20 protein-coding genes and 2 tRNA genes are annotated in these 20,562 nt (G+C 67.8%); 11 read left to right on the top strand and 11 right to left on the bottom strand.

Features of this window, described 5'->3' with window-relative positions; genetic code table 11:
* Positions 1 to 74: 74 nt before the first annotated feature.
* The 3 genes from AB0M15_RS36215 (at position 75) to AB0M15_RS36205 (ending at position 3,248) form a co-directional block, all read left to right on the top strand.
* A complete protein-coding gene (locus AB0M15_RS36215) occupies positions 75 to 707 on the top strand; it encodes a helix-turn-helix domain-containing protein (RefSeq protein WP_363829917.1) in 633 nt (210 codons plus the stop codon).
* Complete coding sequence (locus tag AB0M15_RS36210; RefSeq protein ID WP_363829315.1) at positions 704 to 2,245, top strand: glycerol-3-phosphate dehydrogenase/oxidase; 1,542 nt, start codon at positions 704 to 706, stop codon at positions 2,243 to 2,245. Before AB0M15_RS36215 ends, AB0M15_RS36210 begins: the two co-directional genes overlap by 4 nt.
* 79 nt (positions 2,246 to 2,324) lie before the next feature.
* Positions 2,325 to 3,248: a DUF4328 domain-containing protein gene (locus AB0M15_RS36205; RefSeq protein WP_363829309.1), complete on the top strand. Its 924-nt coding sequence runs from the start codon at positions 2,325 to 2,327 to the stop codon at positions 3,246 to 3,248.
* Here the strand turns inward: AB0M15_RS36205 and AB0M15_RS36200 are convergent.
* Entirely contained in the window at positions 3,231 to 3,989 is a 759-nt protein-coding gene (locus tag AB0M15_RS36200; protein ID WP_363829304.1) for a protein phosphatase 2C domain-containing protein, read from the bottom strand. The two genes, AB0M15_RS36205 and AB0M15_RS36200, sit on opposite strands and share 18 nt — an antisense overlap.
* Positions 3,990 to 3,993: 4 nt before the next feature.
* Positions 3,994 to 4,905, bottom strand: a complete 912-nt coding sequence (locus AB0M15_RS36195) for an NAD-dependent epimerase/dehydratase family protein (RefSeq protein WP_363829301.1) — start codon at positions 4,903 to 4,905, stop codon at positions 3,994 to 3,996.
* Positions 4,906 to 4,980: 75 nt separating this feature from the next.
* Between AB0M15_RS36195 and AB0M15_RS36190 the strand changes: the two genes are divergently transcribed.
* Positions 4,981 to 5,592, top strand: a complete 612-nt coding sequence (locus tag AB0M15_RS36190) for a pentapeptide repeat-containing protein (protein WP_363829298.1) — start codon at positions 4,981 to 4,983, stop codon at positions 5,590 to 5,592.
* A gap of 154 nt (positions 5,593 to 5,746) precedes the next feature.
* On the opposite strand, the gene AB0M15_RS36185 is transcribed toward AB0M15_RS36190, so the two are convergent.
* On the bottom strand, positions 5,747 to 6,388 hold the full coding sequence (locus AB0M15_RS36185; RefSeq protein ID WP_363829295.1) for a VanZ family protein: 642 nt from the start codon (positions 6,386 to 6,388) through the stop codon (positions 5,747 to 5,749).
* 264 nt (positions 6,389 to 6,652) lie between these two features.
* A complete protein-coding gene (locus tag AB0M15_RS36180) occupies positions 6,653 to 7,375 on the bottom strand; it encodes a G5 domain-containing protein (RefSeq protein ID WP_363829292.1) in 723 nt (240 codons plus the stop codon).
* A 98-nt stretch (positions 7,376 to 7,473) separates the two neighbouring features.
* On the opposite strand from AB0M15_RS36180, the gene AB0M15_RS36175 reads away from it, so the two are divergent.
* Positions 7,474 to 7,941, top strand: coding sequence for a GNAT family N-acetyltransferase (locus tag AB0M15_RS36175; protein WP_363829913.1), 468 nt, complete (start codon positions 7,474 to 7,476; stop codon positions 7,939 to 7,941).
* On the opposite strand, the gene AB0M15_RS36170 is transcribed toward AB0M15_RS36175, so the two are convergent.
* Positions 7,935 to 9,017, bottom strand: coding sequence for an aldo/keto reductase (locus AB0M15_RS36170; protein WP_363829289.1), 1,083 nt, complete (start codon positions 9,015 to 9,017; stop codon positions 7,935 to 7,937). The genes AB0M15_RS36175 and AB0M15_RS36170 overlap by 7 nt on opposite strands.
* 141 nt (positions 9,018 to 9,158) lie before the next feature.
* Here AB0M15_RS36170 and AB0M15_RS36165 point away from each other — a divergent pair, with 141 nt between their 5' ends.
* From AB0M15_RS36165 to AB0M15_RS36155, 3 genes are all read left to right on the top strand, one after another.
* Positions 9,159 to 10,052 (top strand): AraC family transcriptional regulator, encoded by an 894-nt coding sequence (locus tag AB0M15_RS36165; RefSeq protein WP_363829282.1) that lies wholly within the window; start codon positions 9,159 to 9,161, stop codon positions 10,050 to 10,052.
* A gap of 160 nt (positions 10,053 to 10,212) precedes the next feature.
* Positions 10,213 to 10,611, top strand: a complete 399-nt coding sequence (locus AB0M15_RS36160; RefSeq protein ID WP_363829276.1) for a YciI family protein — start codon at positions 10,213 to 10,215, stop codon at positions 10,609 to 10,611.
* Positions 10,611 to 11,822, top strand: coding sequence for a sigma-70 family RNA polymerase sigma factor (locus tag AB0M15_RS36155; protein ID WP_363829273.1), 1,212 nt, complete (start codon positions 10,611 to 10,613; stop codon positions 11,820 to 11,822). The genes AB0M15_RS36160 and AB0M15_RS36155 overlap by 1 nt, the downstream gene beginning before the upstream one ends.
* A 393-nt stretch (positions 11,823 to 12,215) precedes the next feature.
* Here the strand turns inward: AB0M15_RS36155 and AB0M15_RS36150 are convergent.
* The 6 genes from AB0M15_RS36150 to gyrB all read right to left on the bottom strand — a co-directional run bounded on the left by AB0M15_RS36150 (position 12,216) and on the right by gyrB (position 18,469).
* Positions 12,216 to 12,288, bottom strand: a tRNA-Ala gene (locus AB0M15_RS36150).
* A gap of 13 nt (positions 12,289 to 12,301) precedes the next feature.
* Positions 12,302 to 12,430, bottom strand: a complete 129-nt coding sequence (locus AB0M15_RS36145; RefSeq protein ID WP_343968209.1) for a DLW-39 family protein — start codon at positions 12,428 to 12,430, stop codon at positions 12,302 to 12,304.
* A gap of 37 nt (positions 12,431 to 12,467) precedes the next feature.
* Positions 12,468 to 12,541: transfer RNA gene (locus tag AB0M15_RS36140), tRNA-Ile, on the bottom strand.
* Positions 12,542 to 12,650: 109 nt separating this feature from the next.
* Positions 12,651 to 13,697, bottom strand: coding sequence for a DUF3566 domain-containing protein (locus AB0M15_RS36135; RefSeq protein WP_363829270.1), 1,047 nt, complete (start codon positions 13,695 to 13,697; stop codon positions 12,651 to 12,653).
* Positions 13,697 to 16,348, bottom strand: coding sequence for a DNA gyrase subunit A (gyrA, locus tag AB0M15_RS36130; protein ID WP_363829262.1), 2,652 nt, complete (start codon positions 16,346 to 16,348; stop codon positions 13,697 to 13,699). Before gyrA ends, AB0M15_RS36135 begins: the two co-directional genes overlap by 1 nt.
* Before the next feature lie 81 nt (positions 16,349 to 16,429).
* A complete protein-coding gene (gene gyrB, locus AB0M15_RS36125; protein WP_363829259.1) occupies positions 16,430 to 18,469 on the bottom strand; it encodes a DNA topoisomerase (ATP-hydrolyzing) subunit B in 2,040 nt (679 codons plus the stop codon).
* Positions 18,470 to 18,789: 320 nt separating this feature from the next.
* On the opposite strand from gyrB, the gene AB0M15_RS36120 reads away from it, so the two are divergent.
* From AB0M15_RS36120 to AB0M15_RS36110, 3 genes are read left to right on the top strand one after another with little or no spacing between them, the layout of a single operon-like run.
* Positions 18,790 to 19,419: a hypothetical protein gene (locus AB0M15_RS36120; RefSeq protein ID WP_363829256.1), complete on the top strand. Its 630-nt coding sequence runs from the start codon at positions 18,790 to 18,792 to the stop codon at positions 19,417 to 19,419.
* Positions 19,416 to 20,006 carry a hypothetical protein gene (locus tag AB0M15_RS36115; RefSeq protein WP_363829253.1) on the top strand — a complete coding sequence of 197 codons (591 nt, stop codon included), beginning with the start codon at positions 19,416 to 19,418 and terminating at the stop codon, positions 20,004 to 20,006. The genes AB0M15_RS36120 and AB0M15_RS36115 overlap by 4 nt, the downstream gene beginning before the upstream one ends.
* On the top strand, positions 20,003 to 20,560 hold the full coding sequence (locus tag AB0M15_RS36110; protein ID WP_363829250.1) for a hypothetical protein: 558 nt from the start codon (positions 20,003 to 20,005) through the stop codon (positions 20,558 to 20,560). Before AB0M15_RS36115 ends, AB0M15_RS36110 begins: the two co-directional genes overlap by 4 nt.
* Positions 20,561 to 20,562 lie beyond the last annotated feature (2 nt).

Below are 20,562 nucleotides of genomic sequence, written 5' to 3'. Positions count from 1 at the left end.
GTTCGGAGGTAGCGTCGCCGAGGGACCGGACACCTCTTGCAGTCGGCGAAGTCGCTGATACACTCTGACGTGTGATGTCTCAGCGTAGCAGCGAAACCGATACCTCCTCCAGCTCGACCGGATCGTCGCGCCCAACCCCGGCGAACGCGATCGGCGAGGAGCGGATCCTGGACGCGGCGTACGAGTTGCTGCTCGCGATCGGCATGCGCCGGATGACGATGGCCGACATCGCCCGCCACGCGGAGGTCTCCCGCGCCACCCTGTACCGCCGCTGGCCGAACGTACAGGCGGTGGTCGCCGCGCTGATGACCCGCGAGTGGACGACCGCGCTCGTCTCCGCCTTCCAGCCCGACGCCGTCGACGGCCGCGCCCGCCTGGTCGAGGGCGTGGTCGAGGTGGTCGCGAAGACCCGCACCCACCCGCTGATGCGCAAGATCATCGAGCTCGACCCCGAGTTCCTCACGCCGTACCTGCTGGAGCGCCGCGGCAGCAGCACCGTCGCGCACCTCGCGCTGGTGAAGGCCGGTATCGAGTCCGGTCAGGCCGACGGTTCGATCCGTGACGGCGACTCCGACTGGCTGTCCCGGCAGATCATCCTCGTCTCGCTCGCCTCCGCGGTCTCCGGACCGGTGCTCGCCGAGCCGAAGGAGTACCCCGCGCTGGACGAGGAGCTGCGGGTGATGCTCACCAGGTACCTGACGCCATGATCGCGGTCGGCAACGCGAGCCTCAACGCGGCCCGGCGGACTCGTGAGCTCGAGTGGCTCGACACGACCGGCCGGGTCGACGTCCTCGTCATCGGCGGCGGTGTCACCGGCACAGGCGTCGCACTCGACGCGGCGGCCCGCGGTCTGACCGTCGCGCTGGTCGAGAAGCACGACCTCGCCTTCGGGACCAGCCGCTGGAGCTCGAAGCTCGTCCACGGCGGCCTGCGCTACCTCGCGTCCGGGCACGTCGGCATCGCATACGAGAGCGCCGTCGAGCGCGGCATCCTGATGAAGACGACCGCACCTCATCTCGTCCATCCGGTGCCGCAGGTCGCACCCTGGTTTCCCGAGGCGCGGTTCGCCCAGGCGGCCTTGCTGCGCAGCGCATTCCTCGGCGGCGACGTGCTCCGCACCTTCGCCCGCACCAGCGACGACTACCTGCCGCACTCCCGCCGGGTGAGTTCCGCGGAGGTACTACGGTACGCACCGACCGTCCGCCCGCAGGGCCTCCGCGGCGGCTTCCTCACCTGGGACGGTCAGCTCTACGACGACGCACGGCTGGTCGTCTCCATCGCGCGTACCGCAGCGTCGTACGGGGCTCGCATCATCACCCACTGCGCCGCCGAGCAGGTGACCGGGCGTGGTGCGGTCCTGGTGGATCAGCTGTCCGGCCGGCGGATCGACCTCGACGCCGGGATCGTCGTCAACGCGACCGGTATCTGGGCCGATCAAGTTGCCTCAGGCATCAAACTCCGGCCGAGCCGGGGGACGCATCTGGTGCTGCCGCAATCGGCGTTCGGCGGGCTGTCCGCAGTACTGACCGTACCGGTGCCGGGGGAGTTGCGCCGGGTGGTGATGGCGATCCCGGCGCCCGATGGCCGCGTCTACGTCGGGCTGACCGATGAGGAGGCGCCGGGCCCGGTCAGCGATGTTCCACGTGCAACGGAGGCCGAGATCGACTTCTTGCTGTCGACGATCAGCGCGGCGGTGCGGGTGCCGCTGACGCGTGACGACCTGCTCGGCAGCTACGCGGGTCTGCGGCCGCTGCTCGACACCGGCCATCACAAGGGGCTGGACAAGACTGCGGACATCTCGCGGCGGCACGCGGTGATCACGAGTCCCGACGGGGTGGTGACGATCGTGGGCGGCAAGCTCACGACGTACCGGCGGATGGCGCAGGACACGCTCGACACCGCGCTCGATCAGTCTGGGGTCGAGGTGCGGCGGCCGTGTCTGACGCATCGGATTCCGCTCGTAGGCGCTGCGAGTCGGGTGCAACTGGCGGCGGTGCGAGCACCTTCGCGCTTCGTCGATCGGTACGGCGTGGAGGCGACGGACGTGATCGCGGTCGAGCGGGAGCTGCTCGCGCCGATCGCGCCGGGGTTGGCGACGACGCATGCGGAGCTGCGCTTCGCAGTACGGCATGAAGGAGCGCTGACCGAGGACGACCTGCTCGATCGGCGGACCCGGATCGGGTTGTCGGCGACGGATCGGGCGCTGGCGCTGCCGGCGGCGCGAGAGGCGTTCGCCGCAGTCTGAGGTTTGCCTCTTTTGACCTGTGGACAACTCCTCTGCGATCCCGCGAGCGGGTTAACTTGTCTGTGGGGAGGTGAGGTCGGTGAGTCAGCCGTATCCGGGGCCGCCCGGCTATCACCCATCGCCGTACATGGGGCCGCCGGCGCGGACGTACAAGCCGCTGCGGCAGATCACGGTGGTCTTCCTCGTCCTGATGGTGCTGACCACGCTCGTCACCATCCTCCAGGCCGTGCTGATGTGGCGTTCGTACGACGACGTGAAGCGGCTGGTCTACGGACTGCTCTCCGAGGACGAGCTCTCACGCGGGGTGGAGTCGATCGGCAACGCCGGTCCGCTGCTCGACCTCGTCAGCCTGCTGGTGCCGGCGACCGGCGTCTTCTTCGTGATCTGGCTGTGGAAGGCGCGCGAGAACACTGAGGTCTTCGCGCCGTCGGCAGGTGTCACCTATCAAGGTGCCAAGCGGCTGGGCGACGGCGTGCATCGGCGCGAGCAAGGTTGGGTGATCGGTAGCTGGGTCTGTCCGATCGTCCAGTTCTGGTATCCGCTGCAGGTGGTCGAGGACGTGATCCGCGCCAGCGAGCCGCCGACTCAGCCTGGTGCGGCCAAGTCGTCGCGGGGGTTGCTCTACGGCTGGTGGGCCGCGTGGACGACGTTCTGGCTGATCATCGTCGGCGGGAGCGGCTTCGCGCTGGTCAGCTTCATCGTCTGGGTGGTGCGGCTGGTCCACCGCAAGGAGGTCGCCGACGCGACCGGTGACTATGTGGACATCTACGACCTGCAGAGCTTCATGGTCCGGACGGCCCTCGGCGTGAACATCGCCTTCACCGTCGCCGCGGTGCTGCTCGCCGTCGCCGGGCTGGCGATCGTCCGCCTGATGTTCCGCACCAACGCCTGGCAGGACGAGCGGATGGCTCCACCCTTCACCGACGCACCACCCGGCCCCCCGCAATACGCTCCCCGCCCGCCAGACTTCCCCTCCTACGCGCCATCACGATGGCAGCCGTAGTAGTACTGCGGTTGCGTCGTCGCGCCGCTTCCCACGGAAGCTGCCGGCGGGCGCATCCTCGTCGTAGCGCCTGACCTTGTCGATCAGGGCTTGTGGGCCGGCTGTCGCAAGGGTGTCGACGAGGTCTTCCCAGGGGTGGCCGTAGCGCTCGGAGTAGCGGGAGGCGCCGTCCGTGAGGAGGGCGATCAGCTCGACCGCCGCGCGCTCCGTAGTACCGGCGACTGCTTCGTACGCCGCTTTGGGTTCGGTGCTGGCGACCCAGAAACCACCCGGCTGATTGCGCAACCGGCGTACGGCCTCGAACGTGTACTCCGGCAGCAGATCGACCCGGTTGTCCGCGAATACCGTCACGCGCCGATCGGGGGCACGCAGCACGATCGGCGAATCGGCCAGCACGAGGTGCTCGACCTGCTCGTCGCCCACCCGCACCATCGCGACCGTCGACGACGGGCTGTCGGGGTTGGTCAGATCGCAGCTGTCCGCATGCTCAGCCCGTACTGCGTTGATCGCGTCCGCAAGCAGATCGGCGAGCGGCGCCTGGGACCGCCCAAGCAGCGGGAGCGCCAACTGAGTCCCCAACCGAGCGACCAGCCAGGCCACCGAATGCACACAACCCGACTCGATCCCCTTCGGCGCGGTCGCCCCGTCAAGCACCACCACGAAGTCCGGCCCACTGATCACCAGATCCTCGTTGGGCCCCTCCCGATCCGGCGCCGGCTCACAAACCGACCAGATATCCACAACCTCATTCTCGGGGGCGGGCGGTCCAGGTGTCGGTGAGGGACTGGTCGAGGGGGATCTTGCTGGACCAGCCGAGGTGTTTGCTGATCAGCGTGGTGTCCGCCTGCTGCCAGGCGACCGCGTCGGCGGGGGAGCCCGCGTGGCCGGCGTGCGCCTCACCCTCGACGATCTTCGTCCTGGTGCCGCTGACCTCGATCAGCTTGTTGATCGCGTCGCGGGCCAGCGTCGCCTTGCCGGAGCCGACGTTGAGTACCGGCGGCAGCTTGCCCTCCGCCGTCGCGACCGCCAGCACAGCCTCGGCCACATCCCGTACGTCGACGTAGTCCCGCCACGCCTCGAGTGACCCCAGCTGGATCGTGTCGGTCGCACCGAGCTGCCGGAGCACCCGGCCGAAGAGCGTGCTCGGTGGCGATCCCGGCCCGGTGATGTTGAACGACCGCAACACGACGGCGTCGGCACCGTTGCGCTGCGCGCGCAGTACCAGCTCGGAACCGGCCAGCTTCGTGAACCCGTACGCCGCTCCCGGCCGGAGCTCGGCCTGCTCGTCCTGGCTCGTACCGCGCGGCGCACCGCCGTACTCCGCGGCCGAACCGATCTGGATGAAGCGCGCATTGCTCGCGTGCCCGTTCATCGACGAGAGCAACGACTGAACCGCGACGACGTTGCCCCGGGTGAGCTCGAGGACATCGCCATGGGTGGCGGCCGCGGCGTTGACGATCACCGTCGGCTTGTAGGCGCCCAGCTGGGTGTCCAGCGCGTAGCAGTGCCCGCTGGCCAGGTCGAAGCGCCGATGCGGATCCCCGGTCGACCGGGTGAACCCGCGATGCTCGATCCCGCGCTCCGCCAGCAGCCGGCAGATCGCGCCGCCGAGAAAGCCGCCGGCGCCGAACACCATCACTCGCTCTGATCCGCTCACATCGTCCATCCTCCTGGCTGGTCTGAACTTTGTCGGTGGTCCAAGGCAAACTGCTGGGAAACCAAGGGGAGTGTCATGGCAGAGCGCATGGGTGGCCGTTCGGCGCCCAAGACAGAGTCGACGATCCGCGACTGGGACGACGCCGATCCATCCGGGCAGACGTACAGCCGGGTGCTGTTCATCGACTCCGACCTGACCGAGGTGAACAACCATCGCGGGGTCTTCGAGGAGTGCGTGTTCCGCGGGGTCCGGTTCAACGCGTCGGTGCACCAGGAGGCGGCGTTCGTGAACTGCACGTTCGTCCGGTGCTCGTTCTTCGACAGCACCTTCACGAGGTGCAAGTTGATGGGCAGCATGTTCGACGACTGCACTTATAACCTGATGAAGGTCGAGGGCGGCGACTGGTCCTTCGTCGGCCTGCCCGGCGCGAACCTGACCGGGGTCGAGCTCAGCGGGACGAAGCTGCGCGAGGCCGATCTCACCGGTCTGCGGGCGGGCAAGGCGGTACTGCGAAATGTGGACCTCTCCGGCGCCTCGATGCAGCGAGCCGATTTCACCGGTGCGGACCTGCGCGGATCCGACCTCTCGACGCTCGATCCGCTGACCGTGACGCTCAAGGACGCGATCGTGGACCTGCCCCAGGCGATCGTCATCACCACCTCACTCGGCCTCGAGGTCCGCCCCTGACCCGAGGCGTACCAGACTCGCAGCCTGTGGATATCTCCAGGGTTATGACCCGTCATCCCCCGGTTTACCCACAACCTGTGGATAACTATCCGGCTCCCAGCGCCCCGGGCCGACGATCGGCTCGGCCGGGCGGGGCGGCCGGACGGTGGGCCGCTCACCGTGCCCGGGCGACCGGTCGGGCCTTGGCCAGCGACGGAGCCAGCGCTGGGGCCAGTTCGGCTCGACGGTGGCGGGCTGCTGGGCGTCTGACGAGCATCGCGCCGTGCTCGACGACGTACCCGGGGTTCGTCAGCGTGATCGGGCGGGTGGCTGCCCGCAACGCGACCTGCAGGCCGGCGGCGAGGCCGACGCCGGCGAAGGCGCCGAGCGTGTTCGCGATCAGGTCGTGCAGCTGACACGAACGGCCGAGCGGCGGGATCAGCGCCTGGATCGCCTCGACCGCCGCGGACATCCCGATCCCCGCCGCGATCCCGTCCGCGGGCCGGCCGCTCGCCAGCGTCAGCAGCGCCGCCGCCGGGATGAACAGCAAGACGTTGAGCAGGCCTTGCAGCGAGGTGAGCCCGCCGGTGGTGGTCAGGTGCGTACCGCAGGTACCGATCCCGGGTAATCGGTGGCTGGTCGGGCTGAGCGTGGCCGCGAGGATCAGCGCGAAGGCAGCCGGCATCAGCAGCGCCGCGCCCCTGGGGACGAGCTCACCGGGCCGGCGGACCGACGAGATGGCGATCGGAATCGCCATCCCGGTCAGCACGACCCAGGTGTCCAGCAGGTGCGGAATACCGCGATAGGTCTCGAGCACGCGTCCGGAACCTCCGTAGTCGACCGGCCCACGCAGTTCCCGGTAGGTGTCCGCGCGATCACGTCGTCAGTGGTTTTCCCGATGTCTCTTCCTCCACAGAGACTCCGGCGTCCACTCCACCGACCGCTAGGTCACTCAGGACATCTGCACGCACCCGCAAACAAACAGTGAGTTCCCCGTGACAATCCGTACAAGAACTGTCACGGCACCTCTCTATCGATTGCATCCGGCAACAAATTTAGTAGCCGGAGGCAACAGATTCGGTCAGCCGTCCTCGCAGCCGATGCCGTCGTGGTCCGCGTCGAGGCGGTAGATGTCTGAGCCGATCACCTCGACGGGGCCGGCGACGTACGCCGGGCCGTTGCCGCTGCCACCTGCGCAGTCGACGTCGCTGGCGATCGGGACGCAGCCGGTGTAGTTGGGGTCGCAGCCGCCTCCGCTCGACTCCTGCTTCGTGCCGATCGAGGTGATCTGGGTGACCGGTCGCACGGTGACCACCTCGCGGACCAGTCGCCGACCGGTCTCGCGACCGTCGGTGTAGGTCACCGCGTAGGTCAGCTCCTTCTTGCCCTTGACCCCACGCGTGGTGACCGCCTTCTCACCCTCCGGCCGGTCCGGGTCACGCACGTTCTTCTTCTTGAACGCCACCGACTTGACCACGACGACGCTCTTCGTCACCACGACCGGCACCGGCTGGGCCAACTTCGGCGGTGGTGCCACCGAGGTCGAGGGTGCGACCGTCGGCGTTGGAGTGCGCGACGGCGGTGGCGACGAGATCGGTGGCGCGGTCGACGGCTCGCTGGACGGCGGCTCGCTGGATGCAACGGTCGGCGGTCCGGTCGGTGCCGGAGCGGCGTACGGCTCCGTAGTACCGGTGGCTCGACCCGCCATCTTGGGCTGGGCCAGTTCGGCGCCGCAGCCGGTCAGTGCCAGACACAGTGCGATCAGCAGTCCCCCCGCTGAGCGCTTAGCTCTTGCCCCCCACATACTTCACATCCACACTTCAGTTTTCATCTCCTCACGATCGCCCCGGACCCCGTCCGCGACCAGACCTCGGAGTTACCGAAATCATCACGCGCTTGGAGATGACGTCCCCCGACCAGTTGGTGCCGGGGGAACTGTCGGACGTTGCCATCGAGTTGATCGAGGTGGGTCCGGAGGAGGCGGCTGTCGTTCGGTCGACCTACGTGCGGATCTGGGAGCCGTTGAAGGCGCACGGGCGGCTGGAGTGGAGCGATGCGGAGTGGGTTGCCGAGCTGTCCCACCCCGCGATCCGGAGCTGGCTTGTCCGGGTACAGGGGGAGACGGCGGGCCTCCTCGAACTGGAGGTCAGCGTCGACGGTGAGGTCGGCATCGTGGTGTTCGGGCTCGTTCCGGCGTACCAGGGGAGAGGACTCGGTGCCGCGTTCCTGACCTCGGCGACGGAGCTGGCGTGGCGACTCGGGCGGCCGACCAAGCGGGTCTGGCTGCAGACCTCCTCCGACGATCACGCCCATGCCCTCGGCAACTATCAGAGCCGCGGCTTCCGGGTCTTCTCGGCTGAACCTCAGTAGCGGACGTCGCTCTGCAGCAGCGGCGGGTAGACGGTCGATGGCTCCCCATCGACCGTGGCGCCGGCGAACTGCAGCATCGCGCGCGGCGCTCCGTGCATCGGTGCGGGGTAGTTGAGCGTCGGGGCAGAGACCTCGTCCAGGGTGCTGAGGTGCTCGGGCGTCAGGGTGACCGCGAGGGCGGCGAGGTTGTTCTCGAGGTGCTCCACTCGGCGGGCTCCTACGATCGGTACGACGGTGCCTTGCCTCGCTCGCAACCAGGCCAGCGCGACGGCTGCCGAGGTGGTTCCGAGTTCGTCGGCGATCTCGGCGACTGCGTCGATGACGACGTACTGGGCTTCGGTGGGGCTGCCGACGTACGCAGTACGGGCCGAGTCGGTGACCTCGGTACCGCGGCGGTACTTGCCAGACAGGAAGCCGTGGCTCAGCGGGCTGTACGGCGTCAGCGCGATGCCCTGGTCGAGCGCGAACGGAGCGAGCTCACCCTCGACGGTGCGGGCCAGCAGGGAGTACTCGACCTGGAGGACGATCAGCGGCGTCCAGTTCTTCAGCAGGGCCGTCGTTTGCGCCTGCGCGGTGAACCAGGCGGGCGTGTTGGAGAAGCCGATGTAGCGGATCTTGCCGGCCCGGACGAGGTCGTCGAGCGTGCTCAGCGTCTCCTCGATCGGCGTGTGGCGATCCCAGTTGTGGAGGTAGTACACGTCGAGGTAGTCGGTCTGCAGGCGGCGCAGTGACTCGTCGAGCTGCGCGCGGATCGACGTCCGGCCGGCGCCACCGCCGTTCGGGTCGCCGGGGAACATGTTGCCGAAGAACTTCGACGCCAGTACTACGTGCTCGCGGCGGCCGGGCTGGGCGGCGAAGTAGTCGCCGAGGGTCTTCTCCGAGTGGCCGTTGGTGTAGAAGTTCGCGGTGTCGATGAAGTTGCCGCCGAGGTCGAGGTAGGTCGCGAGGATCTTCTCGGACTCCTCGACGGTGGTCCCGGCGCCGCCCGGGTCCTCGCCGAAGGTCATCGCGCCGAGGGCGAACGGGCTGACGCGGAGGCCGGAACGGCCGAGGGTTACATAGTGGTCGAGTTGCATGATCATGCTCCTAGTTGCTTCGAAGGTGACCTCTCTATCGAAGCTCCTGAGGCTTGTTCGACGGTAGACCGTTCCTCGCTGACTGTTGCCTATTCCGATCATCGGCGCTGGGATCGGGCTTTCGTGTGCTCTGATGGGATCGTGACTGATCCAGACCTGCTCCTCGCCGAGATCCGCGATCGCATCAGCGCTCATACGAGGGCGGACATGCGGACGCCGATCGACGGTCTGCTGCTGGCCAGGATGGAGTCGTCGGACCCGGAGTACTCGCTCACCGAACCGCTCCTGGTCGTGATGGCTCAGGGCGCCAAGCAGCTCCTGCTGGGCGACAAGGTCTACGAGTACCGGGCGGGCGATGTCCTCATCGTCACCGCCGACCTCCCGGTGACTGGCCACTTCATCGAGGCGTCACCAGAGCTGCCCTCACTCGGCCTCGGCCTGGTACTACGCCCCGCCACCATCGCCCCACTACTCCTGGAGTCAGCAAGACCCCGTACTACGCCCAGCGGCCCCGCGATGGCCACCGGCCCCGCCTCCCCGGAACTCCTCGACGCAGCGGCCCGCCTGCTCCGGCTGCTCGACTCCCCGGCCGACATCCCCGTACTGGCCCCGATGATCGAGCGGGAGATCCTCTGGCGCCTACTCACCGGCCCGTACGCCGACGTGATCCGCCAGATCGGCCTGGCCGACAGCAGCCTCACCCACATCAGCCGAGCCATCCGCTGGATCCGCGACAACTACGCCGAACCCATGCGCATCGCCGACCTCGCCAGCCTGGCCGGCATGAGCCCAGCCGCCTTCCACCGCCACTTCCGCGCCATCACGGCCCTGAGCCCCCTGCAGTTCCAGAAACGCATCCGCCTCCAGGAAGCCCGCTCCCTCCTCGCCTCCCACCCCAGCGACATCGCCGGCATCGGCCACCTGGTCGGCTACGACAGCCCTTCCCAGTTCAACCGCGAATACCGCCGCCTCTTCGGCACCCCACCAGGCCAAGACGCAGCACGCCTCCGCACCGCCACCGCCCACCTCCCTTAAGAACCTTTGCGGGCTTGCTGGGTCCTCGGCGGGGCTAGGGTTTCCAGGCAGCGGGGTGTCGCGGCGAAAAGATTCTTCGGGCGGTGTCGATCGCCGGGTCGGCCGTTCGACCTGGGGGTGCGAGGGCCGAGAGGCGGCCCCGCTGGACAGGGAGAACACGATGTCGAAGTACATGCTGATCATGCGAGGCACCGACGAGTCGAACGCGGCCATGATGGCCGACATCGAAGAGCTGATGACCACGACGCGTCAGTTCATCGAGGACCTCGAGAAGGCCGGCGTACTGCTCGCCGCCGAAGGGCTCGACCTTCCGGAGGAGAGTGTCGTGGTCGACTTCAGCGGCGAGACCCCGGTGGTCACGGACGGACCGTACGGCGAGACCAAGGAGCTGTTCGGCGGCTACTTCCTGCTCGATGTCGCTTCGAAGCAGGAGGCGGTCGAGTGGGCCAAGCGGGTACCGGCCTCCACCGGCAGCAAGATCGAGGTCCGGCGAGTGGCCGGGGACGACGAACTGCCCCCGGGCCTCGAGGAGTCCGTCGAGAGCACCGGCCAGCACTGATGGATCCTGCCGAGGTCGGGGCTGTCTGGCGGATCGAGTCAGCGCGGATCGTCGCCGCGCTGACCCGGTTCACCGGCGATTTCGGGCTGGCCGAGGACGCCGCCCAGGAGGCGGTGGCCGAGGCGCTGGTGTCGTGGCCGGTCAACCCGCCGGCCAGTCCGGCCGGCTGGCTGATGGCCACGGCCCGGCGCCGGGCGATCGACGCGATCCGCCGCCGGGCCGCCCTCAAGGACCGCTACGCCCAACTGGCGCCCGACCCGGTGGTCGACGAAGAGATCGACCCCGACCGGATCGACGACGACATCCTGTCGCTGATGTTCATCAGCTGCCATCCGGTACTTTCGCCTGAAGCTCGCGTCGCGTTGACCCTGCGCGTGGTCGGCGGCCTGACCACCGAACAGATCGCCCGCGCGTTCCTGGTCTCCGTACCGACCGTGCAGGCCCGGATCACCCGCGCGAAGAAGACGATCGCCGCGGCCGGCGTACCGTTCGAGCTCCCCCCGGCCGATGAGCGCCGGGAACGGTTGGGCGGCGTACTCAGCGCCATCTACCTGATCTTCACCGAGGGCTCGACAGCCACATCGGGCGACCGGCTGATGCGACCCGACGTCGCATACGAGGCGATCCGCCTCGCCCGCACCCTGGCCGCCCTGCAACCGGACGAGCCGGAAGTACACGGCCTGCTAGCCCTCTGCGAACTAACCGCCGCCCGCTTCCCAGCCCGAACCGCCCCCGACGGCTCACCCATCCTCCTAGAGGACCAAGACCGCAGACGCTGGGACCTCTCGGCCGTCCGCCGCGGCCTAGCCGCCCTTGCCAAGGCCTCACCCCGCGGCCTAGGCCCCTACGGCCTCCAAGCCGCCATCGCCGCCACCCACGCCTCAGCCCCATCGGTAGAAGCCACCGACTGGGACCGAATAGTCCTCCTTTACGAGGCTCTAGGCCGAGTCGCCCCTTCCCCCATCGTCGACCTCAACCGAGCCGTAGCCGTAGCGATGGCGTCAGGCCCCGCCCAAGCCCTCACCCTGGTAGACACCCTCGTCACCTCGAACCGCCTCCCCGGCTCACACCTCCTCCCCACAGTCCGAGGCGAACTACTAACCCGCCTAGGCCGCCACCCCGAAGCCCGCACCGAACTAGAACTAGCCGCCCGCCTCTGCACCAACCCCCAAGAACGCGCAGTACTCCTCCGCAAAGCCGCCGCCCTCTGACCCACTCTCCAAGCAAATAACGGGCGCGCTGGGGAGGTAGGACTCCCTCAGCCAGACCTCTCCGGCCCCCAGCTGCTGCTCCAGACCTGCACCGGGCAAGTCTGCCGAGGCCGACCTCCGAAGGGGATGCTGCGACGCGAGTCCGCGACGTATGTACTCCCGCTAGCGCCGGGTTGGTCGTGGGGAGACGGTTCCGCTCGGTGGTGGAGCACTCCGGGGCATCTACGCGAACCCGGGCAGTACTCGTGCGACGGAGGAGCGGTATTTGAAAAGGGTGGGTGGGAGCGCCCAGAGCGGGGAGCGACGAAGGAGCGAGCGGCGGCGGGTGCGTGGGTGTTCTTCTCGGCGTACAAAGCAGAAAGCCGGTTCCTTGGGGGGAACCGGCCTTTGGGGTGGAGACGAGGGGACTCGAACCCCTAACCCCTGCCTTGCAAAGGCAGTGCTCTGCCAGTTGAGCTACGCCCCCGTGGGGGTGAGAATCAGCGGCCCGGGGTGACCGGGTCGACGGCCTCGGCCCAGAGGTCCTGCTCGGCGCGGGCCTGCTGGGTCTTCTTGTAGACGAAGTATCCACCGACGCTGGCCAGTAGTACCACCAGAATCTTCTTCAGCACCGGGGATTCTCCTTGGATCGATGTCGATCAGGGGTGGGCCTAACAGGATTTGAACCTGTGACCTCTGCCTTATCAGGGCAGCGCTCTAACCAACTGAGCTATAGGCCCGCGAACTGCGGGTTACGAACCTGGGAGAGATTACCGCACCCGGTGCCCGCCTCCCAAATTGGATTCGGCCGGACCGCAGCACGGCCCGGCCGAATCCAGAAGTCAGGCCTCAGTCCTCCGACGCGAGCGTCACCTCGAGGCCGCCCAGCAGGGTGGCCGCGATGTTGTAGAGGAACGATCCGAGGGTCGCCAGCGCCGTGATGATCAGCACATCGGCGCAGGCCAGCAGGGTGGTGAATCCCATCACCTTGCCGGTGTTGATGTAGTCCTCGATCTGGAACGGATCGGCGCCTTCCTGGTTGCCCAGGACCTCGCGGACCGTGTTGTTGATGTTGTCGAACACACCGGCCGCACCGATCGCCGACCAGATGATGAAGACGGCCACCCAGGTGACGATGCCGAACGCGATCGAGAGCAGGAACGCGGTCTTCATCACCGACCACGGGTCGAGCCGGGTCAGCCGCAGCCGTGCCTTCCGGGTCTGCGGCCGGCCCGAGGTCTTCGGCGCGGCCTCGACGGCCGGCGTGAAGTCCTCGCGCTGCTCGATCTTCGCCTTCGGCTCCGCGGTCTGCGTCCCCAGCGCCCCAGAGGTCACCGAGGTCGCGGAGTCCTTCAGCGCGCTGGCCCGGCCGAGCACTGCCTGCTTCGCCGCGTTCAGCTTGTCGCTGAAGCTTTCCGTCGGAGTATGCGTGGGCGTCGCCAGCTTCCCGGTCTGCCCGTACGCCGACCCGCCCCCATCCCCCAACTTGCCCGAACTGGGCAACCGCGGCTCCGGCCGCCCAGGCGTACTCGGGTTGGCCGGGAACGGCGTCGCCGCCGGCCGACCCGAAACGGCGCCTGGCCGCGCGGTCCCAGCCCCTGCGTTCGACGGCGTTGCGGCCGGCCTCACCGGAGGCTGCTGCGGCGGCCGTGACGGCGTACCGGCGCTCGACGGCGTCGCCGACGGTCCACCCGGCCGCGGCTGGCGCGCATCGCCGGGCCGCTGGCCGTTCGCAGTACCGGATCTGGTCTGGCCGTTGCCGGTCGAACTGCTACGACCGTTGGAGGCCGGAGTGGCAGGTGGGGTGGACTGTCCCTTCCCGGCGCCGTTCTGCGGTCGCTGGGGATTGGGGCTGTCCGCTCCATCAGGCCAGGTCGGCCTCGCGCGGTTGGTCATCAGGTACCCTCCTGGCCGGCTTCGTCGTCTTCGACCGTAGCCGCGCCGTCGACGTCCGTCGAATGCTGGTCATCAGTGCTGACGCTCTGGGAGGGGGATTCGGTTGTCGAACCGTCCACATCCTGGGCAACTTCTTCGCTGCCTTCGACGTCCTCTGCCTCGTCGTCACTGACCGTGAGGTCGGTGTTACGCGCGATCGCGACCACCGCGTCGGACTCGCCGACGCCGGCGAACTTCACGCCCATCGTGTCGCGGCCCTTGACCGGAACGCTGTCCACCCGGCTGCGGACGACCTGGCCGCTGTTCTTGATCGCCAGCACCTGGTCGCTGTCGACCACGATCAGCGCACCCACCAGCGAACCACGCTCGTCGTTCAACTTCACCGCCTTGATGCCCAGACCGCCGCGACCTTGCTGCCGGTACTCCGATACCCGGCTGCGCTTGGCGTAACCGGCATCGGTCACGGTGAAGACGAACTGGGTGTCCTCCTCCGAGCCGGCCCGGATGACCGCCATCGACAGCAACTCATCGCCGTTGCGGAACTTCATCCCGGTCACACCCGAGGTGGCCCGGCCCATCGGCCGCAGCTGCTCGTCGTTCGCGGTGAAGCGGATCGACTGGCCCTTCTTGGAGACCAGCATCAGGTCGTCCTCGGCCGACGCCAGCTCGGCGCCGATCAGCTCGTCGTCCTCGTCGCGGAAGTTGACCGCGATGATGCCGCTCTGCCGGGCCGAGTCGTAGTCGGTCAGCGCCGTCTTCTTCACCAGGCCGCGCTTGGTGGCGAGCAGCAGGTACGGCTCCTGCCCGTAGTCGCGCAGCGTCAGGACCTGGGCGATCTCCTCGTCCGGCTGGAACGACAGCAGGCCGGCCACGTGCGAGCCCTTGGCGTCGCGCGCGGACTCGGGCAGCTGCCACACCTTGGCCCGGTAGACCCGGCCCTTGGTGGTGAAGAACAGCATCCAGTGGTGGTTCGTGGTGGCGAAGAAGTGGCCGATCTCGTCCTCGGCCCGCATCGTCGCGCCCCGGACGCCCTTACCGCCGCGGTTCTGGGTGCGGTACAGGTCGGTCTTGGTGCGCTTCGCGTAGCCGCCACGGGTGATCGTGACGACGACCTCCTCGTCCGGCACCAGGTCCTGCACGGACAGGTCGCCGTCGGCCGCGATGATCTCGGTCCGCCGCTCGTCGCCGTACCGCTCGACGATCTCGGCCAGCTCGTCGCGGACGATGTGCCGCTGCCGGACCGGGTCGGCCAGGATGTCCTCGAGGTCGGCGATGACGACCTCGAGCTCGTTCAGCCGGTCGACGATCTTCTGCCGCTCCAGGGCGGCCAGCCGGCGCAGCTGCATGTCCAGGATCGCCTGGGCCTGGACCTCGTCGATCTCCAGCAGCGACATCAGGCCGGTGCGGGCCTCCTCGACGTCCGGGCTGCGGCGGATCAGCGCGATCACCTCGTCCAGCGCGTCGAGCGCCTTCACCAGTCCGCGGTAGATGTGCGCCTGCTTCTCGGCCTCGCGCAGGCGGTACCGGGTCCGCCGCTGGATGACCTCGATCTGGTGGTCGATCCAGTGCGTGATGAACAGGTCCAGGCTGAGCGTGCGCGGCACGCCGTCGACCAGCGCGAGCATGTTGCAGCCGAAGGTGTCCTGCAGCTGCGTGTGCTTGTAGAGGTTGTTCAGTACCACCCGGGGCTGGGCGTCACGCTTGAGCACGATCACCAGGCGCTGGCCGGTCCGCGACGAGGTGTCGTCGCGGATGTCGGCGATGCCGGTCATCTTGCCGGTGTTGACCAGCTCGGCGATCTTCTGCGCCAGGTTGTCCGGGTTGACCATGTACGGCAACTGGCTGACGACCAGGCTGGTCCGGCCCTTGGCGTCCTCCTCGACGTCCACGACCGCGCGCATCGTGACCGAGCCACGACCGGTGCGGTACGCGTCGTCGATGCCCTTGTAACCGACGATCAGGGCGCCGTTCGGGAAGTCCGGGCCCTTGATGTTCTCCATGCACGCCGCCAGGACCTCTTCCTGGGTGGCCTCTGGGTGCTCGAGGCACCACTGGGCCGCGCCGGCGACCTCGCGCAGGTTGTGCGGCGGGATCATCGTCGCCATGCCGACGGCGATACCGGCCGATCCGTTCACCAGCAGGTTCGGGAACCGGCTGGGCAGGATCACCGGCTCCTGCGAGCGGCCGTCGTAGTTGGGGCGGAAGTCGACCGTCTCCTGGTCGATGTCGCGCACCATCTCCATCGCCAGCGGGGCCAGCCGACACTCGGTGTACCGCATCGCGGCGGCCGGGTCGTTACCCGGCGAACCGAAGTTGCCCTGGCCCTGGATCATCGGCGCCCGCATCACCCACGGCTGCGCCAGCCGGACCAGGGTGTCGTAGATCGCCGAGTCGCCGTGCGGGTGGTACTGACCCATCACGTCACCGACGACGCGGGAGCACTTGGAGAAGCCGCGGTCAGGACGGTAGCCACCGTCGTACATCGCGTAGAGGATCCGGCGGTGCACCGGCTTGAGGCCGTCGCGGACCTCGGGCAGGGCCCGGCCGACGATGACGGCCATCGCGTAGTCCAGGTACGACTGCTGCATCTCCGTCTGCAGATCGAGGGGCTCGATCCGGTCGTGTCCCGGAGAAATGGGGGTCTCGGTCATCTGGTGCTCGTCCCGTTCGTGTCAGTACGTCGGTGAGGTCGGCGCTGCGCGAGGAGTGCCCGGGCACGGCCCGGGCAGCCCTCAGATGTCAAGGAACCGGACGTCCTTGGCGTTGCGCTGGATGAAGTTGCGGCGGGCCTCGATGTCGTCGCCCATCAGCGTCGCGAACGTCTCGTCGGCGCGGGCGGCGTCGTCCAGGGTGATCTGCAGCAGCACCCGGTTGGCCGGGTCCATCGTGGTCTCCCACAGCTCCTGCGCGTTCATCTCGCCCAGACCCTTGTAGCGCTGGATCGCGTTGTCCTTCGGCAGTTTCTTGCCGGCCTCGACACCGGCCTCCAGCAGGCCGTCCTTCTCCCGCTCGGTGTAGGCCAGCTCGTGCGGCTGACCGCTCCAGCGGATCTTGTACAGCGGCGGCTGCGCGGCGTACACGTGACCGCGCTCGATCAGCGGCCGCATGAACCGGAACAGCAGGGTGAGCAGCAGCGTCCGGATGTGCTGGCCGTCGACGTCGGCGTCGGCCATGATCACGATCTTGTGGTACCGGAGCTTCTCCTCGTCGAAGTCCTCGTGGATCCCGGTGCCGAGCGCCGAGATGATCGCGAGCACCTCGTTGTTCTGCAGGACCCGGTCGATCCGCGCCTTCTCGACGTTCAGGATCTTGCCCCGGATCGGCAGGATCGCCTGGTACTTCGGATCGCGGCCACCCTTCGCGGAGCCACCGGCCGAGTCACCCTCGACGATGTAGACCTCGCACTCCTCCGGGTTGGTCGACTGGCAGTCGGACAGCTTGCCCGGCAGCCCGCCGCCACCCAGCAGGCCCTTGCGGTTGCGGGCCAGGTCGCGCGCCTTGCGGGCGGCGATCCGGGCACTCGCGGCCGCGGTGGCCTTGCGGATGATCTCCTTGCCCTCCTGCGGGTTCTGCTCGAACCACGCGCCCAGCCGGTCGTTCACGACCCGCTGGACGAAACCCTTGACCTCGGTGTTGCCGAGCTTGGTCTTGGTCTGGCCCTCGAACTGCGGCTCCGCCAGCTTGACCGAGATGATCGCGGTCAGGCCCTCCCGGATGTCGTCACCGGTGAGCCTGTCCTCCTTCTTCTTGATCATGCCCTGGTCCTCGCCGAACGAGTTGACCAGTGAGGTGAGCGCCGCGCGGAAGCCTTCTTCGTGGGTGCCGCCCTCGTGCGTGTTGATCGCGTTCGCGAAGGTGTGCACGGACTCCTGGAAGGAGCCGCTCCACTGCATCGCGACCTCGAGGCTGAGCGAGTCCTCGCCGGTGGCCGCCTCGAACGCGATCACCTCGCGGTGCACGGTCTCGCGGATCCCGGTCAGGTACTTCACGTAGTCGACCAGGCCGTCGTCGTACTTGAAGGACTGCTCGGTCGGGTTGCCGTCCTCGGTGTGGTCCGGGCGCTCGTCGCGGATGACGAGCTCGAGGCCCTTGTTCAGGAAGGCGTACTCACGGAAGCGGGTGGCCAGCGTCTCGTACGAGTAGACCGTCGTCTCGAAGACGTCCGGGCTCGGCCAGAAGGTGATCGTCGTGCCGGTGGTGTCCGTGGTGCCGATCTCTTTCAGGTCCTCGTCCGGCACGCCGATCGTGAAGGACTGCATGTAGACCTTGTCGTTCTTGTGCACGTCCACCCGGAGCCTGGAAGACAACGCGTTCACGACCGAGACACCGACACCGTGCAGACCACCGGAGACCTTGTACCCACCGCCGCCGAACTTGCCGCCGGCGTGCAGGACGGTCAGTACGACCGTGACGGCCGGCTTGCCCTCGGACTCGACGATGTCGACCGGGATGCCACGGCCGTTGTCGACCACGCGGACGCCACCGTCGGGCAGCAGGGTGATGACGATCTTGTCGCAGAAGCCGGCCAGCGCCTCGTCGACCGCGTTGTCCACCACCTCGTAAACTAGGTGGTGCAGACCGCGCTCACCGGTGGACCCGATGTACATGCCGGGGCGCTTGCGGACCGCATCGAGGCCTTCGAGGACCTGGATGGCACTGGCGTCGTATTCGCGCTCTACCGCACTTCGGGTGATCGCGGTCAGTGGTGCTTCTTCGATACCGGTGCTGTCGGCGGACGTTGTTTCGTCGATCTCGGTCGGCTCGTCGGTCACCGGCTGTTGTCCTCCTCGGACCCCGCGTGCGCGGGGCATCGATGCACAGTAGAAGCCGCCCCTACTGTGTTCATCAGTGGGGTGGCTTTCTCAACAGCTCCATCTTACCCGTCGACCGAAGCAGAACCTGCCACCGGACGGCTAAAACTGTGGACAGGGCGTCTTTTCGGACTCCTCGCCATGTCCCCCCACGCGGGGAGGGGGCTCCGAAAGCGCTCACGGCGCTCAGTGGCTTCTGACCGGATCGCCCCTGACTGTCTGGGAACCGAGACCTGCTGACTGAGCGACCACCGCCCCCGATGCCCCCTAAGATCGCTGCCGTGGAAAGTCTCGACGACGTCATCGACGCCATGATCGCCGACCGGGTGATCCACCGGCACCGCCGGAAATGGCTGATCGCCGTCGGTCTGGTGCTGGTCCTCGCCGTCGTCATCTTCTTCACCGGCGGCTGGAAGGAACACCAGGGCCGCAGCGTCGACACCCTCGAGGCACCCACCACGTTGAAGGCCGGCCGGTTCGAGATCGGGATCACCAACGCCACCATCATCAGGACGCCGAAGACGGAGTACGAGCCGGCCAAGGCCCGGCTCGAGGTCGAGCTGCAACTGAAGAACATCGACGAGGAGACGCACGTCAGCGCCTCGTTCCAGGAGGGCGACCTGTTGCGCTGGGTTCTGCCGGGCAAGGATCCGATCAAGCCCAAGAACGGGAGCTGCAAGGGCGTGATCGGCTATGTGCTGGTCTACGGACTGCCGGCCGAGAACTGCATCGCGACGTTCGAGGTCTCACCCAGGTACAGCACCGACGAGGTCGAGATCGGCGTGCTGGCCGAGGAGTACGCGGGTGGCGACGAGGTGCTCGGTCTGTCCGACGCCAAGTTCTGGGGTGGTGCCACAGCGCAGGCTGTGGTCCGGGTACCGACGAAGATCACGACGGAGACCGACGGATGAAGCTGTATCGGCCGGCGACCGTGCTCGTCGGCATCCTGTTCGTGCTGCTCGGCGGGCTGACCCGGCTGGCGGATCCGGAGCACGTGTTCGACGACAGCAGCCGGGTGGTCAAGAACGGCACCATCGGTCAGGCGATCCCATTCGGTGAATCGTCCGTGACGGTCGACCGGCTGAAGTTCGCGCGCGCCTACCTGCCCGATGACAGCAGCAAGGCGATCGAGTCGAGCGGGATCTTCCTGGCGGTCGAGTACGACACCGTGCGGGGGACCGCGCCGACGCCGAGTACGGACCTCAGACTGACGACGGACAAGGGCACCGTCTACCGGCCGATCTCCGGGACCTACGGCACCGCGCTCGACTTTGCCGAACCCGGTTTCGGTGTGGTCGGCGCGATCGTCTTCGAGGTGAACCCGGCCGACGTCACCGAGCTGACCTTGCAGATCAGGACGTCCCAGGTGATCACCGTTCTGGCTCAGGACGTCGCGATCGATCTCGGCATCCCGGACCAACAGGTCGCTCAGCGGCTGATCGACGCCGCAGCGGCGGAGTACCTGATCCCCAAGAGCGTCACGCGAGTCGCCTCATGAAGCTGTCCCAGCGCACGGTCCGGCTGACCGTCCAGATCTCGCTGCTGGTCGCCCTGGCCGCGACCAGCGCGTTCATGCTGCTGCGGCCGTATCTCGGCGACACCGAGACGATCTACAAGAACGGTGCCGTGACCGAGGTGGTCCAGCAGGGTCCGGTGACGATCGAGCAGGTGCAGTGGAAGCTGGAGTCGCTGGAGGAGTACACCCAGCTGGTCGACACCGAGAAGAAGACCATCTCGCTCGACCAGCCGGCCGGCTCGGTGATCATCCTCGCCACGATTGCGATCACGCCGCTGGACGGCGTGAAGCTGGGCGCCGGTGGGTTCTTCTGCACCGCGAAACTGCGCGACGACCGGGGCAACCTGTGGCCGAGCCAGGACGCCTTCGACTTCGCACTGCCGACCAGATGCAGCGACGACGACCACCCGTTCGTGCGGAACAAGACAGGTCAGCTCGCTCAGGTCTACGTCGTACCGAAGTCGGCGGTGCCGCATCTGAGCGGGATCCAGATCGAGAACCAGTCCGACTACCGCCGGGTGCTGCTGACCCGCTGATC

The organism is Kribbella sp. NPDC051718 (assembly GCF_040681515.1).
In the GTDB taxonomy this organism is placed as follows: Bacteria; Actinomycetota; Actinomycetes; order Propionibacteriales; family Kribbellaceae; genus Kribbella.
This window is presented reverse-complemented; position numbering and strand designations above follow the sequence as displayed.